General features: G+C 59.7%; 14 protein-coding genes. 5 read left to right on the forward strand and 9 right to left on the reverse strand.

The annotated features are described in order from the left end of the window. The first annotated feature begins 288 nt into the window (after window positions 1-288). Genes J3E64_RS20340 through J3E64_RS20355 form a run of 4 tightly spaced genes read left to right on the forward strand, consistent with a single transcriptional unit; the run spans window position 289 to window position 3,387 of the window. The gene (locus tag J3E64_RS20340) at window positions 289-855 is read left to right on the forward strand and encodes a CoA transferase (RefSeq protein WP_253345066.1); all 567 of its coding nucleotides are present in this window, start codon (window positions 289-291) and stop codon (window positions 853-855) included. A 1-nt stretch (window position 856) separates the two neighbouring features. Beyond that, entirely contained in the window at window positions 857-1,978 is a 1,122-nt protein-coding gene (locus J3E64_RS20345) for an acyl-CoA dehydrogenase family protein (protein WP_253345068.1), read from the forward strand. Further along, window positions 1,971-3,128, forward strand: a complete 1,158-nt coding sequence (locus J3E64_RS20350) for an acyl-CoA dehydrogenase family protein (RefSeq protein WP_253345070.1) — start codon at window positions 1,971-1,973, stop codon at window positions 3,126-3,128. Before J3E64_RS20345 ends, J3E64_RS20350 begins: the two co-directional genes overlap by 8 nt. Before the next feature lie 43 nt (window positions 3,129-3,171). Then, window positions 3,172-3,387 (forward strand): hypothetical protein, encoded by a 216-nt coding sequence (locus J3E64_RS20355; RefSeq protein WP_253345072.1) that lies wholly within the window; start codon window positions 3,172-3,174, stop codon window positions 3,385-3,387. On the opposite strand, the gene J3E64_RS20360 is transcribed toward J3E64_RS20355, so the two are convergent. From J3E64_RS20360 to J3E64_RS20400, 9 genes are all read right to left on the reverse strand, one after another. Continuing rightward, entirely contained in the window at window positions 3,363-4,154 is a 792-nt protein-coding gene (locus tag J3E64_RS20360) for an enoyl-CoA hydratase/isomerase family protein (RefSeq protein ID WP_253345074.1), read from the reverse strand. The genes J3E64_RS20355 and J3E64_RS20360 overlap by 25 nt on opposite strands. A gap of 11 nt (window positions 4,155-4,165) precedes the next feature. Continuing rightward, a complete protein-coding gene (locus tag J3E64_RS20365; RefSeq protein WP_253345076.1) occupies window positions 4,166-6,367 on the reverse strand; it encodes an acyl-CoA dehydrogenase in 2,202 nt (733 codons plus the stop codon). Window positions 6,368-6,493: 126 nt separating this feature from the next. Next, a complete protein-coding gene (locus J3E64_RS20370) occupies window positions 6,494-7,384 on the reverse strand; it encodes a DUF2889 domain-containing protein (RefSeq protein WP_253345078.1) in 891 nt (296 codons plus the stop codon). A 128-nt stretch (window positions 7,385-7,512) separates the two neighbouring features. Then, window positions 7,513-7,977, reverse strand: coding sequence for an HIT family protein (locus J3E64_RS20375; protein WP_253345079.1), 465 nt, complete (start codon window positions 7,975-7,977; stop codon window positions 7,513-7,515). Window positions 7,978-8,022: 45 nt separating this feature from the next. Beyond that, the gene (locus J3E64_RS20380) at window positions 8,023-9,207 is read right to left on the reverse strand and encodes an acetyl-CoA C-acyltransferase (RefSeq protein WP_253345080.1); all 1,185 of its coding nucleotides are present in this window, start codon (window positions 9,205-9,207) and stop codon (window positions 8,023-8,025) included. 138 nt (window positions 9,208-9,345) lie between these two features. After that, window positions 9,346-10,185, reverse strand: a complete 840-nt coding sequence (locus tag J3E64_RS20385) for an SDR family NAD(P)-dependent oxidoreductase (RefSeq protein ID WP_253345081.1) — start codon at window positions 10,183-10,185, stop codon at window positions 9,346-9,348. Then, complete coding sequence (locus tag J3E64_RS20390) at window positions 10,182-10,631, reverse strand: Zn-ribbon domain-containing OB-fold protein (protein ID WP_253345082.1); 450 nt, start codon at window positions 10,629-10,631, stop codon at window positions 10,182-10,184. The genes J3E64_RS20385 and J3E64_RS20390 overlap by 4 nt, the downstream gene beginning before the upstream one ends. After that, entirely contained in the window at window positions 10,631-11,848 is a 1,218-nt protein-coding gene (locus J3E64_RS20395; protein ID WP_253345083.1) for a thiolase, read from the reverse strand. Before J3E64_RS20395 ends, J3E64_RS20390 begins: the two co-directional genes overlap by 1 nt. Window positions 11,849-12,177: 329 nt before the next feature. Next, a complete protein-coding gene (locus tag J3E64_RS20400) occupies window positions 12,178-12,819 on the reverse strand; it encodes a TetR/AcrR family transcriptional regulator (protein WP_253345084.1) in 642 nt (213 codons plus the stop codon). Window positions 12,820-13,623: 804 nt separating this feature from the next. Between J3E64_RS20400 and J3E64_RS20405 the strand changes: the two genes are divergently transcribed. Next, window positions 13,624-14,499, forward strand: coding sequence for a tyrosine-protein phosphatase (locus J3E64_RS20405; protein ID WP_301287413.1), 876 nt, complete (start codon window positions 13,624-13,626; stop codon window positions 14,497-14,499). Window positions 14,500-14,586 lie beyond the last annotated feature (87 nt).

A 14,586-nucleotide genomic window follows, 5' to 3' on the forward strand; every position in this document is an offset into this window, starting at 1 on the left:
TCTTACATCATCAGCCACTACGATACCCCTCGGATGAGGGGCGAAACATAGCCAGATCAGCGCCTACGAAAATGTGGGGAGGTTTTCGCGCTTACCCTTAGGCGACGTCCGTTTGCCCATGATTTGACTTCCCACCAGCCAGGCCCGAGTGCTCAAAACATTCCGGGCGGCCGGGAGTTGGCGCTATGCCGTTCCCGTTTGCCGTCCATCACAAAGATGATTTTTCCCGATGGCGTGCAGCTCGGCGTAGTGCACTCGGCAGTGTCCCGGTATCGAGGATCGTCCCACTTGGAAAGACTGTTGATGTTCCAGCCTGCCACCGGGCCACTGTTTGGCCTGAACGCCTTAAAAATGCCTCGGGTGATCGCCGGTCCGCGATCCGGCCAGATATTCAGCGATTGCGGTGCTGATGTAACCAAGATCGGACGACCCGGGGAAGATGGCGACGGCAAGCGGGCCACGCTTCCATCGGTTTGCGAGCCAACCCGAAATGCGCGCGGCAATCTGAGGTATTTTCCGGCGGCTAACCGCAAGGCGCGATCGGGTACCCATAACCAAACCAGTCACGCGTTCGCCACGGCCGGAATACTGGACACGACCATGTCGTCGGCGCTTGAGTTGCCGAAATGCACCATCGGCGGCGCCGGCGTGGCATTTGACCGTGTCGTGACACTGAAAGCAAAGGTGGCGCGCGGTAAGAAAATCGCTGGCACCTACTTGTCGCGGTTATCACTAGGAGCGCTGAGCTCCGCCGAGAGGGCCGCAAAGCCGGTCTGCTTCCTGTTGTCAGACACCGCTCCTTTGGTCAGCCGGCAGAACATCTCCGCTAGTGGCGGCATGCAGATGGTGTACTGATATGGGCTGGCGTGCAGATGACGAACTGCAACAGATGCTGCGGGACAGCGCCGTTAACTATTTGGGAGCGGCTGGCGGTCCGGACCATTTTCGCAATGTGCGCGCAAGCGCCAGCGGTTTTGATGCAACCGCGTGGGCGCAGATGGGTGAACTGGGCTGGACGGGAATATTGCTGCCCGAGGCAGTCGGCGGGTCGGAAATGAGGTTGGGTGGCGTCCTGACCCTCGCCGAGGAATTGGGCCGCACTATTGCTCCGGAGCCTTTCGTCGCCTCGGCAGTAGTAGCGGCAACGGTACTGGCGGCGAGCGAGGCCGACGTAGCTTCGACGCTTGGCCGTGCCTTGGCTCTCGGACAGCGCAGCGTGACCCTGGCCTGGCAGGAACGGCGGGGGACCGTTGGTATTCCGGCATTCGACACCCGGCTGGACGGAACGAGTTTGACGGGTGCCAAGCGCTACGTACCCGCTTGGCATGCGGACACGGCTCTCTTGGTTGCAGCCACCAGCGGTACGGAAACGATTGTGGTCGCCGTCGATCCCCCCGCCGCTGGTGTTGTCGTGCATCCGGCGCGTCTCACCGACGGCTCGTTCGGTGCGAATATCGATTTCAATAACGTCGCGATTGGCGAGGACGCGGTTGTGCTGCGAGGTGAGGCGGCAGACGTCGCCCTGGACCTTGCAATCGCGCGAGGCACAGTTGCGTTGAGCGCTCAGCTTGAAGGGCTCGCCGGCGCGCTCTGGCGGATCACGTTGGACTATATGCGCCACCGGTCCCAGTTCGGCTCGAACCTGTCCGATTTCCAGGCACTGCGCCATCGCATGGTCGATCTCTATAGCGAGATCGAACTGGCCGGCGCGAGCTGGCGATCGGCGGCGAAGCAGCTCGAAACGGGCACCACCTGGGGTTCAGACCTCCATGCAGCCAAGGCACGATGCTCCCAGGTCGCGCAAGACATGGGCAGGTGGGCGATCCAATATCATGGCGCCTTCGGCTACACCGATGAAGCCGATGTCGGACTCTACATCCATGCCGGGCTGCGCTGGTCCACCTGGCTGGGCAATGCGGCCAGCCATCGGCGAGAAGCGCTCGCCGCGCACCGGCGCAAAAGGGCTCTTAATGGCTGACGATTTCAATCTGTTGTCGAACGATGCGTTTCGTGACCGCTGGCGGATGTGGTTGCAGGCGAATTATCCTGAGGAATGGCGCATCCCGATCATCTATCGCCTGGCCGGTGATGATGAACGTCGTTGGCATCGCATGACCTATGAGGCTGGCTGGCGCGCACCGGCGTGGCCCAAGGAATATGGCGGGCTGGGCCTAAGTCTCGAAAAGCAGTTGATTATGCATCAGGAGATGGAGGGGCACAATTGTGCCCGCGTCCTGGACAGCGGTGCCGTCCTGCTGGCACCCGTGCTGATGAAATACGGTACGCAGGAGCAGCGCGATCGCTACCTGCCCCCTATCTTGCGGGGGGAGGAGCTGTGGTGTCAGGGCTATTCGGAGCCCAACTCCGGCTCTGACTTGGCCAGCCTTCGGACAAGCGCAGTCCTGGAGGGCGACGAGTTTGTTATCAATGGCCAGAAAATATGGACGACTTTGGCTGCCTACGCAGACCGCATTTTCGTGCTCGTGCGCACGAATAACGATGTCAAGAAACAGGCTGGCATCAGTTTTGTCCTCGCTGACATGGGTACGCCGGGTTTGACCGTGCGTCCCATCATGAACCTGGCGGATGAAGATGAGCTGTGCGAAATCTTCTTCGACGATGTACGCATACCTGCCGAAAATCTGGTGGGCGAACTCAATCAGGGCTGGACCGTTGCCAAGGCTCTTCTCGGGGACGAGCGCATCGCCAACGGCGCGCCTTCGCTGTCTCGGCAGGCATTCGATGTGCTGGAACAGTTGGTTGACGGAATCGGCCTGACAGAAGATATTGGTCAGACTGATCGCATGGCGCAGCTATATTGTGATATCCACGATCTCGCTGCGCTACATGCGCAGGTTGCCGACGCCGCCATCCGGGGTGAAATTGACAATGCCGGGCTCGGCCTGATGAAGGTACTGGCGACCGATCTGTTCCAGCGGGTGTCAGACGAACTGTTGAACACCGCTGGTGAAGATGCGGGCCTACGGACGCCCGTGGGCATAGGCGGTGTCGAACTCGACCTTCGCAAAATCTATATGATCGCGCGGCCTTCCACTATCTACGCGGGTGCCAACGAAGTGCAGCGCAACATCGCTGCCAACATGCTCATGGGCACGACGGCAAAGTAGGCGTGGTGGTCGCGCGGCGTCTCTGTCGCGCAGCCGGGTCGTCTTGCCAGACGTGGTCGCCACGCAGGATGGCCTCTCGACCACGATCGGCGCGGGATGGACGGCGATCGATGTGACCGAAACGCAGGGTACTTCGGATCTCGCCGTCTATCACCCGGTGGACGATGCCTTGCTCATCCTGCCAACCGTCGGACCAAGGTCGTTGTCGGGGCTTTCAGGCGATTCTGACAGATTTCACACCTTCTTCGAGAGGCGCTGAACCATTGCAGCGATAAGTCCCTTATGCTCGTCCCCCAAAAACAGGACACTGTTTGAGAGACGTTCGACGTTGCGGGCCTGCTGCCGATCCAAGTCAGCGGTGAGTTCGATAGTGAGTTTGGACAATGCGACAGCCTCCGGCGGGAGCGCCGCTAGCTTTGCACAGAATCTCATCACCTGTTCGTTGAATTCGTCGTCCGCGTAAACATCATGCAGCAGCCCCATCCGCAGGGCCTCTTGGGCGGTGGCGGTTTCCCCCGCGAGTACGAACCATCGTGCCCAATGGGGTCCGATCAACCGCGTCAGGCGGCTTGTCCCTCCCGATCCGGGCAGGCAGCCTAGGTCAATTTCGGGCATCCGGTAGGTCGCGGACGCGGCACCCAGCCTGAAATCGCAGGATAGCGACATCTCGAAAGCGCCGCCGAAGCAAGGCCCCTGATGCGCAACGACAATGGGCTTCTCGATCGCTTCCATTTCATCGAACAAGGGGTGGAAACTTCCGCTGCCCTGCCGATACCAGTTTCGCTCGGCAGATGAGCTTCCCTCGGTGTCCGGCTGGGCAATGTCCGTCAAGTCTGCCCCTGCCGAGAAATACTTGCCGTTGGCACGAATGAGCAGAACACGCAGATCCTTACGGTCTCGAAATTCCCCTACTGCCTCGAACAAGCCGTTCGAGATGGCCCGATTCATTGCATTATATTTTTTCGGTCGGTTGAGTACAAACTCAAGTATCGGTCCATGTTGGGTTTTCAGGAAGTCAGCTTCCATCCTTGAAACTCCTAATTGCGCGTTCGAGGGAGATTGAGCGCCGATTCCGCGATTATGCTGCGCTGCACTTCGCTTGTTCCGCCATAAATCGTCGCCTGTATGGCTTTCCGGCTCTCCAGTTCAACGACTCCCAGATCATGGTGGCCCTGAAGCAACGACCACGGCGCGGCGAGGTCCATAAGGTCGGTCGAGCATGACACCAAAGCTTCGGAGGCGAACAACTTGGACATCGGACCAAAATGTTTGCCCGGTACGTTGTTCACGAATGCCCACTGGCAGCGCTTGTCCAGAACGTCGGCGACCAGCATCCTTACATGTGAGGCGGCAACGCGTGCACGTATCGCAGCTGAATCGAGCGGTTTCATTCCGTCCTGTTGGGGTGTACGTCCCCACTGCTCGGCGTGCCGCAGCATGATGCGAAGGGCACTAACGAAGAATTCGCCGCCGCCCTGCTCCAGCTTGAGCGCTGTTCCCAGCACCTTGGTTCCTCCGTTGACCTCGCCGATGCGATAGCGGTCGGGGACTCTCATATTCTCATAATAAGTGACGTTGGTCCGCTCTCCGCCCAACGTCTTGATCTCGTGCACCTCATAGCCCGCGATTGAAGTCGGGACGAGAAAGAGCGTAAGGCCTGCGTGTTTTGGCAGATCGGGGTCGGTCCTTGTGATTAAAAGAACGTAGTCAGCCAAATGGCCTTGGCTCGTGAACATCTTCTGGCCATTGACGATCCAATCATCGCCTTCCCGCACTGCACGGGTGGCAGCGGCGAAAATATCGGAGCCGCAGGATGGCTCGGAATAACCCAATGCCGCATATGACTTGCCGGATGCCAGCCGGGGCAAGACCTCTTGCTTCACGTCCTCGCCAGCGAAATGCATGAGGATCTTCCCGACCATGTGAGAAACGCTGCTAGGAATCTTCGGCCAGGAAAATTCGGTGTAGACGCCGTTCAGTGCCCCCATTTCATAAGCGGAGCGTCCGCCACCGCCGCAGGCTTCTGGCCAGTCGGCGTACAGGTAACCCGCTGCGGCCAGTTCTGCGTTGAAGGGGTGGTTCCCGTCGTCAGTCTCATGCGCAAACACCCGCATTTCAGGCGTCATGCGGTCGGCGAAAAAAGCCCGGGCTTCGGCAGCAAATGCGTCGGCAGCCTCTCCAAACTCGAACGTTATGTCGTTTGCTCCCCGGTCAGGCGCGGGGTCTCGGCGGTCGGCCCACAGCCTTTCACCGAGGATCGCGAGTTCCGCGGCAGGATCGCCGATCAGAAGCGCCCATGCACGACCTCGACGGAAATAAAGCTGGGCGTCATACTCCATCGACATGCCGTAGCCGCCCAACGTCCGCATGGCGCGAATGGTCGCCGTCGGGACGGAATACGCCGACCACCAGGCGGCGGCCGAAATATAGGTCGATCGAAGTGCATGGTCGGGTTCAGTCGCTGCCCGCCAGCAGAGTAGCCCGGATCCCTCGATGTCGGTCGCGGAATCGGCAAGCGGATGGGCGAGCCCCTGATAGCTCCCGATCAACTGGCCAAACGCCTTGCGTTCGTTGGCATATGCGGCCGCTTCGACAAGCGCCTTGCTCCCGATGGCAGACACGCATGACGCCACCAGTAGTTTCCACTCGTCCAGGCCGGCGGCCCAGACTGTCAACGCTTCGGTACCCTTGCCAAGAACGGTCGCACCAGACAGATCAAGCTGCAACGATGCCAGAGGCATGGTGCCGGTGTTGGGGAGAACGCCGGGTTTCGTGGTGGCTTGTACAAGATAGACCGCCTCGCCATCGGAGCAGAGGATCCAGTCAGCCACCGCTCCCGCCGGCACAAGCTGTGCAACGCCGGGTTGAACTGGGTGGAGGGCCAGTGTGACGATCTTGTCACCGTCCGCCGTGGCGGCGAGGTAGGGTTCGGCCATTTTGCCGCCGATGCGGGCGAGCATCTGGTTGGCGACGATGCCTTCGATCAGCGGCGCCGAAGCGAGATATTTGCCTGCCATCTCCGCCACGAGAACGGCGTCGAGCAAGCTGAGACCCGCGCCGCCAGCGGTCTCCGGCACCCGCAGCAGAGGGAGGCCGAGTGCTACCAATTCACCCCAGAGCGCTTTATCGAATCCCAACGGCTCAGCGGCACGAATACGGGCGGAGGTGGAGTCGCGTTGCAGCAACCGTTCCAGACTGTCGCGCAGCATCAACTGCTCTTGCGCCAACTCAAGGTTCAAGGTCTTCTCCTCAAATTTATGCCATGGGAAATTAGCTCGCCCATGTTTCCGCCCCTGCGCGCGATGCTCAAAATCTATTGCTCGATAGATTTACTTTCAAGCGTGGGCAGGTTCGATATCAGCTATCTATTCTACAGGCGCGGACGCGAGATTGCGGGCGAGGGCAGGGACATCCGCGAGCGCGCGCAAAACATCATTCAGATGCGTGCAGCCCAACGTGTCGGGAAGCACCTCCAGCACGGCGTCCCGGAATGTGCTGATCTCACGTCCAACCATTCGCGTCGCTTTGATTGACGCTCCAGGACATTCGGGAAATGGGAGAATGAGTGGCAGTGCCTGCAGCGACAGAAGGACTCCGGTTTGCGCCTCTATTTCCGCGTAGACCCGATATTCGTGGACGGCTCGCCGACCGCCTTGCGGAGAGGTGCCGCTATCCTGAAAGCCGGCATCGACCATCAGGATATCGCCGTCGCACCAGACGTCGATGCGTCTGGCACGCCGCATTGCCGGCCCAGACTGCTCAGGCATTTCGTGCCATCCAGCAATGTCCTCGTCGTTGACCAGCGGGCCCACGTGTGGCGCCCCCCCATCATTCTGCGCGTTCGTCCCGATTTTTGCCAGAGCTGACGACCCTTCAGCGAACCCGGTACAAATATTGAGCATAGCGCCGTTGCGGCCATGTGATCGCTGACGATCTGGACTTTTGGCGAAGGCTTCCCAGTCCTCCATCCACTGCGACCATATCCAGGCCGCCACGAGACTGGCACCCGCAAAATCGTCGAAAATCTGGTAAAGGGGTGTACCGATCAGATTGCCGATCACAGCCGCCATCTGCCGTCGGCTCTCTCCTCCCGCGCGCACTCCAATTAGCTCCGCCATCCGCGGATCGACTGGGGACGCTTCCAGCTCGAGTATCTCCCGCCTGGGCGAAACTCGCAGACGGTAGCTGCCTGTCCCGAGCACCGTCGGCTCCTCTCCGTTGGCAGGCGTCAGGATGTCACGCGCCGTCCCTGTCATTATCCAGGGCTCCCTCGCGCCGTCCGGCCATGTCGAGTCAATCGATGTGGTCCTGCGGACCGAGCCGGGACGACGGAGCGGGGCCACGCCGCCGGACTGCCTCGCCATAGGGAATTGCTGAGGTACATTCATGTCCGCGGCTCCTGTTCGAAAGACATCCTGTCCACACGACAGCGCAGTCGCTCCGCGAGTTTCGCCAGTTCTGCAGCATCGCCTGGCGTTTGAGCGTGGAGACCGAGGGGCTGGCCCTTCCAACGTGGCACAAGATGGATATGGAAGTGGAAGACCGATTGGCCCCCGTCCCCGCCATTGAATTGAAGCATTTGGACCCCGACGGGCTCCAACTCGGTCACGAGCACCTTCATCAGGCGCTTGGCGCAGTTGAACAAGGGCGAAATGGCTCGGTCATCGAGCTCGAGGAAGTTTCTGGCCTTGCCATGCTTCGGGATGATCAGCGTATGGCCCGGCGCTTGTGGATAAGCGTCAAGGAGCGCCAGCACATCCTCGTCTTCATAGACCCGATGACAGGGCAGGTCTCCCCGCAGAATTCTCGCAAAGACGTTGTCTGGGTCGTATGCTCCGTAAAGGCTCATGTCCTCTCGCTCCTTTACCAGTCGGGCCGCCGCTGGGTTACGCGCTCAGCTAATCTCGTACAATGACGCCGCGCCCATACCGCCCGCGATGCACATGGTCACCACCACATACTTGGCATTACGGCGTTTGCCCTCGATGAGGACGTGGCCCAGTTGGCGCGCGCCAGACATGCCGAACGGATGACCGATGGAAATAGCGCCACCGTTTACGTTCAGCCGGTCGTCAGGCAGGCCCAATCTGTCGCGGCAATAGACCACCTGGCAGGCATAGGCCTCGTTCAGTTCCCACAGATCGATGTCCTCGATCCCCAATCCATGTTGTTTCAGTAGCTTGGGAATCGCATAGACGGGGCCGATACCCATCTCGTCAGGCTCCAAGCCAGCAATTGCGAAACCGCGATACAGGCCCATGACTGGCAATCCGCGCTGCGCCGCAAGCGTTCCGTTCATCAGGACGAGGGCGGACGCGCCATCGGCAAGTTGGCTGGCGTTGCCAGCGGTGACCGATCCGTCATCGCAAACTGCGGGCTTCAGCTTGGCGAGACTTTCCAGGGTTGTATCAGGTCGGTTGGCCTCGTCGCGCTCCAGCAGCACATCGACCTCGCGGGTTTCGCCGCTCTGCTTATCCAGCTCCAGCTTGCGCGATGCCATCGGCACGATTTCATCGTCGAATAGCCCTGCTTCCTGGGCGCGCGCCGTCCGCATCTGGCTGGAATAGGCGTAGGCGTCCTGAACCTCTCGGCTTATTTTGTACCGTCTCGCCACCACTTCGGCAGTCTCGTTCATTGACAGCAGCATGCCGGGCCGGTGTTCCCGAATCCACGGTGCGCGTCCTGCCTTGGGCACATGCTGCGTGGGCGCGACCATGCTCACCGATTCAACACCGCCCGCAACCACCACTGGAACCCGGTCGACGATGATGCGCTGCGCGCCGAAGCTTGCGGCCTGCAGGCCGGAGCTGCAGGCGCGAACAATGGTCACTCCGCCAGAAGACAGGGGAACGCCGCCCACCAGACCTGCCTGCCGCGCGATGTTGTTGCCGCTGTCGCCTTCGGGTACGGCACAGCCGAAAATCACGTCGTCGACCTCTGCAGGGTCGATACCCGCGCGGGTCACGGCGTGATGGATGACGTGACCGCCTATCGTTGCACTATGGGTATTGTTGAACGCGCCACGAAACGCTTTCGCAAGAGGTGTGCGAGCTGTGGATACGACAACTGCGTCTGTCATGGAGAAACCCTTACGCGATGTACTCGCTGGCCGAAGGCCAATGGTACGACTGAAGAACGATTCACTCTATTCCGTCGAGCGATTGTTTGAGTTTTGGGCGGTGGACTACGCCTCCGGAATTCACCTCAGGGCCCACGCCTATGAGGGCGTGTCCTGTAACGATCGGACCACGCCGGCAATCACTGGTTCGCCCCCTCTTCCGGGCCGCCAGCTCTCCAACCCTTGGCGAGACATGGCACATGTCCCGTCGCGCATGGCATTGTCGGTATCCAGAATGTGATCGACCATCGCCGGCGCGACCTCGGCCGTGCTGTAGATGGTTAGATTGGCCGCCTTCTGGTTGTTCCGCTGACGCTGTGCCATAGGCGCGTAAGGCGGGAAGCTGGCCGCAGCGGGCGTACGATGGAGAATGCCTCCTCCCGAAAGGGATGTGGCGACCGGTCCGGGGAAAATCTCCTTGAGATGGATATTGAATGGCGCCAGTTCGGCCCGTAGCGTCTCGGTCAGTGCTGCCATTGCGCCCTTCGTGGCCCTGTAAGGCCCCAAGAACGGCATAGGAAAAAACAGCGAGCTGGAATTGATGTTGCAGATGATTCCTCTGCCCGCGTCCCGCATCAGCGGAATGGCGAGCTGCGTTAGCGCGACCACTCCAAAGAAGTTCACATCGAAATAGTTCCGCCACTCGTCCATGCCGATCTCTTCGACGGGAAGATAATCATAGCGGATGCCGGCATTGTTAATCAGGACCGCGACATCGCGGGGCATTTTGAAATGCGAAGTGTCTCGTACGTCGAGCTCCTGCACTTCAACGAGATGTTCGACGCCGACAATCGCTTCATCCAAGTCAGCCCTCTTTGCCCCGTCGCGCAGGAGAGCCACAACGCCAAACCCACGGTGCGCAAATTCACGGACCAGTCCCAGTCCGATCCCGCCGCCAGCCCCGCTGACGACAACCCGGCCGGCGTCGACGCGCATCATGCCGGGTCAGTTACGCGGAAGTTGGGCAAAACCCATCCGTCGCAAATGTCGGTCCATTCCACCTCGACGCGCATGCCGATATGCATGTCTTCGGCGTTGCAGCCCGTCAAGTTACCGACGAGCCTTACGCCTCCCGCCTGATCGAGTTCGACAACAACGGGTACATAGACATAATCTTCGCCATTTGCGGGATTCTTGTTGCAAATAGCGTAACTAAACACCTGACCCGTACCTGGCAGCGTCGGCCAGTTGCGCTCCTTGCTCGAGCAATTGGGGCAATAGGCGCTAGGCGGCATGCGGAACTGACCGCATGAGGCACATTGACAGGCGGTAAGGCGACGTTCCTTTGCGGCCTCCCAAAACGGTTCCGTGTCGGGGTTGGTGGAGATGTGAATCTGCTCGCCCGGCAGGACACGCGCGGGACCGTAGGCAATGGAAGTGGTCATCACGCGCTCCTCAAGACCAAGCTGGAAATCGGGATCGGGGCAGGGCCACCGGTAACAAGGGCAAATTCGCAGTCGGCCACCTGGTTGATCGCTGTGCCTCGCAACTGCTCCACCGCTTCGAGGATATGGGTCATGCCGATGATGTAGGCCTCGCTCAACTGGCCACCATGGGGGTTGACGGGAATGCCGCCATTGACGCCCCTGCCTGTCGCAGGATCATAGCGCAGCTTACCCGACAGGATGTAATCGTTGCCTTCGCCTCTCTCGCAAAAGCCGTAGTCCTCCAATTGCGCAAGCACCATGGAGCTGAAGTGATCATAGATCAGGGCGACGTCCATGTCGGACGCGCGGAGGCCCGATTGCGCCCAGATCCTGTCGGCGACGAACTGATGCCCAGAACTCGAGAATTCCGGATCAGGCATCCCCATCCAGCCGAAGGCGCGGCCCCATGCTCGCGACGCTCCGTGGGCGCAAGCATGAATATACGCCGGTTTCTGGCGGCAATCCTTTGCGCGATCCGCAGTCGTCGTGATGACCGCGACTGCACCATCGGTTTCCAGGCAGAAGTCCAGGCGCCGCAGCGGGTCGGCAAGCATGACCGAGGCGAGATATTCCTCCTTGGTGAGAGGCGTCCGTCGGATCGCCTTCGGCCGGTTAATCGCATGCTGACGCGAGGCCATGACGATCTCGGCCAAGACATCCTCTGTCGTCCCGTAGAGGTGCATGTGCCGACGGGCGAGAACGCTCATGAGATGACCCGGCCCGATCAGGCCGGACGGCAGCAGAAAGCTGTTTTCCGGATCGGGCTTCATCGCGCCGAATATCGCGCCCAGACGGGCCGTCGGCACTTGCTGCACGGCCATAACCGTGACTGCATACCGGCAGTCCTCGTTCATGAGGCCTGCAGTGGCGAGACCCACCGCGCCGGCGACGCCACCGCCGCCGGAGGTGAGGGACGCCGTGAATGAGACATGGGACATGCCCAGCGTTTCCATCAGCGACCCGGTATCGAATTTGTCTACGTAGCCGGCACTGGCTCCAGCGTAGTAAGCAAATCCGTCGATATCTTTGACGCTAATTCCTGCGTCGTCGCACGCCTTGAGGATGGCTTCGCCAGCCATGTCGTTGATCGTACGCGGCCAGCTTTTGCCCCGCAGATAATAGTCCGTCGCACCAACCCCGACAATCGCGCACTTGTCTTGATGACTCCAGGTCACATCGTTTTCCTCTTCTCGACACCGAGCAGGTCTGGGCTTCGCTCACCTCAAGCGGGTGCATAGTGCGAGGAGAACCAATCCCGTGCCAACCGGCTACCATCTTAAACTAACGGTCGATAGATCGATATGTCAAGGTGGCCGTGACGCAGCCTAGCCGCGCCAATGACGAGCAGCTTTCAACGGGAAAAGAAGACTGGGCGAGGCCCGCTCCGTGCGAGGGAGAGCCTACACCAGAGGTATATAGTCGAGCGCGATTCTAACCCGCCAAAGCTGCGGATGCCTCCGAAAGCAGCGGTCGATCAGCTTTAGCCGCTTTTTGGTAAGCGCAGTCAGGCGTGCATGCCATCAAAGAAGAGGCGGGCAAAAATAGCGCCGATCTCGTCGGTGGTGCTGCGATCGCTTTCATACCATTCGGCAACGAAAGTAAGGGCGCCGACGATCGCCATCGAGGCGACCGCGTCAGGTAGATCCTTGCGAATCTCGCCCTTTTCCTTGCCTTCTATAATGATGTCTCGCCAGAACTGGTTGTACGCGCGGCGACGCTCACTCTGCTCGGAATATTCCGGTTCCTGAAGGAATGAGAGAGTCTGGGCGGAAGCGACGGCCATGTCGCCGGCCTCAGAGATGGTCTTGACGGACGCCGCAATGGCTGCTTCGAATTTTTGCCGTGCTGTTGCATCGGCCGGGAGACTAGTAAATATCTGCCTCAAGCTAGCGAGAGTGGCATCAATATTGTCGTTCAGTATAGCTGCAAGTAGCGCTTCCTTTGAATCATAATGGTAATAGAGGCTGCCTGACTTCATGCCCAATGCAGTTGCGATATCGCGCATAGACGTTGCCTGATATCCGTTGCGACGGAAAAGATCAGACGTAACTTCCAAAATGCGCTGTCTTGTTAAATCGCTCTTCTTCATGGGAGCACTCGACGCCGCATCTTTTTTCTTTGCCGACGTACGAGACTTGTTGACCATTGATTGCATCATTTTACCTCAATTAAGCATTCGGGCGGCTCTTCCTGCGGCGCGATCCCGGGTCGCGCGAGCTAGGATCAGGTACAAATATCCAGTAGCTGATTGCAGTGCCACTTGAAAACCCCTTGGTCGTTTCGTCGCAAGGATCTGGCCAAGGCGAAACGAAGGAATGCGTGGGGCGATGCGGAGGTGGCGCGAGTGAGACGCGGCCTCGCGGAACGGGCGGTCATGTCCAGTCCACCTTGCCAACCGAGTTGTAAATGGCGTCGAAAAGAGCGCGCAACGCCGCTCGGACGATTTTGTGGGGGCCGATTGAGCGGCGTCATTTCCCTGGACCTCCATGGCGCTGGGGTTGGGGGTCGGCCAAGGGGTGCGGGCACCTCGAGCCCATTCGTGAAATGAACGACCGCTGCCGACGCGGGATGCAATACGAGTAAGAACCTCGGTGAGTCGGGCCTTCTATAGACGCCGCCCGGGCGGAAGGCGGCCGAAGGCGTGATCCTTCTGGTCGTACGCGGCTGCGTCAGCAAAACACAATGCCGGCGATCGCCCGCAGGATGGTCGCGCCCGACGAAGCTCGCGGGCGCTCAGCCAAGGTTTGCCAGCTGGTATGCGCTGGGCGTGCGAGCTACTTCACCCGTCCCCATTTCACCAGCGACCTTCGCGCGGATTGCAGAGAAGCTCAGTGAATTTTGCGACATCAATGACTTGGTATGTGTCTGCGGCCTGCGCGGTATCTGACAGATGAACATGTTCACCGCAGATATTTCGTCGATGACATGTCATAAATTCGGGTTGTGATTTATGCGACGATGCAGTGGTCAGTGCAACGTGCTATCGGCTCGACCCTGCAGGTTTGGGAGATCAGTCATCGATTTGGACCGTCGACATATTCGGTTGAACGGCAGTTCGAACTTGCGCGACATCGGAGGCTATCCAGCCGCGGACGGAATGCGTGTAAAGTGGGGAAAGCTGTTCCGATCCGGCTCGCTTTGGGCACTGAATGGCAGTGACTGGCGGTGGATGGATGAGCGGGGTATTCGTGTCGTGTGCGACCTTCGATCCGCTGCGGAACGGGAGATCGCCCCCACGGTCTGGCGTGGCAAGGTGCCGCCACGATCGGTGGACGGCAGCTATGACAGTGACGTACTATTTAGCCGCCGAACTCCCAAGGAAAGCTTGGGAATCGGTGCGTTGGAAGGTGGCTTGTATTTGAAGTTCGCCAGGCTGTTGGCGAAATCCTTCGCCGGCCTGTTTGATGCGCTTCAGTCTGGAGAGGCACCCGCCATCGTCCATTGCACGGCTGGACAGGACCGGACCGGGCTTGCCGTCGCGCTGTTGCTTGATGTTCTCGGCGTGGCTCGCCCAACGATTCATGCGGACTATCTCCTGTCCACAGAATTGCGCCGACCCGAATTCGAACTGGATCGTGCAGGCTTGAATGAGGTTGCGGAGCGCAATGTTGTCGCAGCCTACTACGTCAGGCTGATCGAGCGTCATGGGCCAACCATCTTCACTCCCCAACCGCTTGTCGATTCAATGGGCAGGCCGCTGGTGGATATTGCCATGGATGCAATTGAGCGCGAATGGGGGAGTATCGAGGCGTACTTCGATGAGGAGCTGGGTATCGGACCTGCGGAGCAAGCCAATCTTCGAGCTCATCTGCTTGAACCGGCCTAGTCATCTGGAACTGAAATAAGCTACATTGTATATTCATCCTGTCGATAGCAGGAGGCATGGATGGTTGGTCGTCAGGCGGACGTTTTG

Source organism: Sphingobium sp. OAS761 (genome assembly GCF_024168485.1).
In the GTDB taxonomy this organism is placed as follows: domain Bacteria; phylum Pseudomonadota; class Alphaproteobacteria; order Sphingomonadales; family Sphingomonadaceae; genus Sphingobium.

What these genes read in the sequence shown, in the direction of transcription:
- J3E64_RS20405 (WP_301287413.1), top strand. Translation starts at nt 13,624, where the DNA reads ATGCGACGATGCAGTGGTCAGTGCAACGTGCTATCGGCTCGACCCTGC.
- J3E64_RS20345 (WP_253345068.1), top strand. Translation starts at nt 857, where the DNA reads ATGGGCTGGCGTGCAGATGACGAACTGCAACAGATGCTGCGGGACAGC.
- J3E64_RS20360 (WP_253345074.1), bottom strand. Translation starts at nt 4,154, where the DNA reads ATGGAAGCTGACTTCCTGAAAACCCAACATGGACCGATACTTGAGTTT.
- J3E64_RS20350 (WP_253345070.1), top strand. Translation starts at nt 1,971, where the DNA reads ATGGCTGACGATTTCAATCTGTTGTCGAACGATGCGTTTCGTGACCGC.
- J3E64_RS20400 (WP_253345084.1), bottom strand. Translation starts at nt 12,819, where the DNA reads ATGGTCAACAAGTCTCGTACGTCGGCAAAGAAAAAAGATGCGGCGTCG.
- J3E64_RS20370 (WP_253345078.1), bottom strand. Translation starts at nt 7,384, where the DNA reads ATGACAGGGACGGCGCGTGACATCCTGACGCCTGCCAACGGAGAGGAG.
- J3E64_RS20380 (WP_253345080.1), bottom strand. Translation starts at nt 9,207, where the DNA reads ATGACAGACGCAGTTGTCGTATCCACAGCTCGCACACCTCTTGCGAAA.
- J3E64_RS20390 (WP_253345082.1), bottom strand. Translation starts at nt 10,631, where the DNA reads ATGACCACTTCCATTGCCTACGGTCCCGCGCGTGTCCTGCCGGGCGAG.
- J3E64_RS20385 (WP_253345081.1), bottom strand. Translation starts at nt 10,185, where the DNA reads ATGATGCGCGTCGACGCCGGCCGGGTTGTCGTCAGCGGGGCTGGCGGC.
- J3E64_RS20375 (WP_253345079.1), bottom strand. Translation starts at nt 7,977, where the DNA reads ATGAGCCTTTACGGAGCATACGACCCAGACAACGTCTTTGCGAGAATT.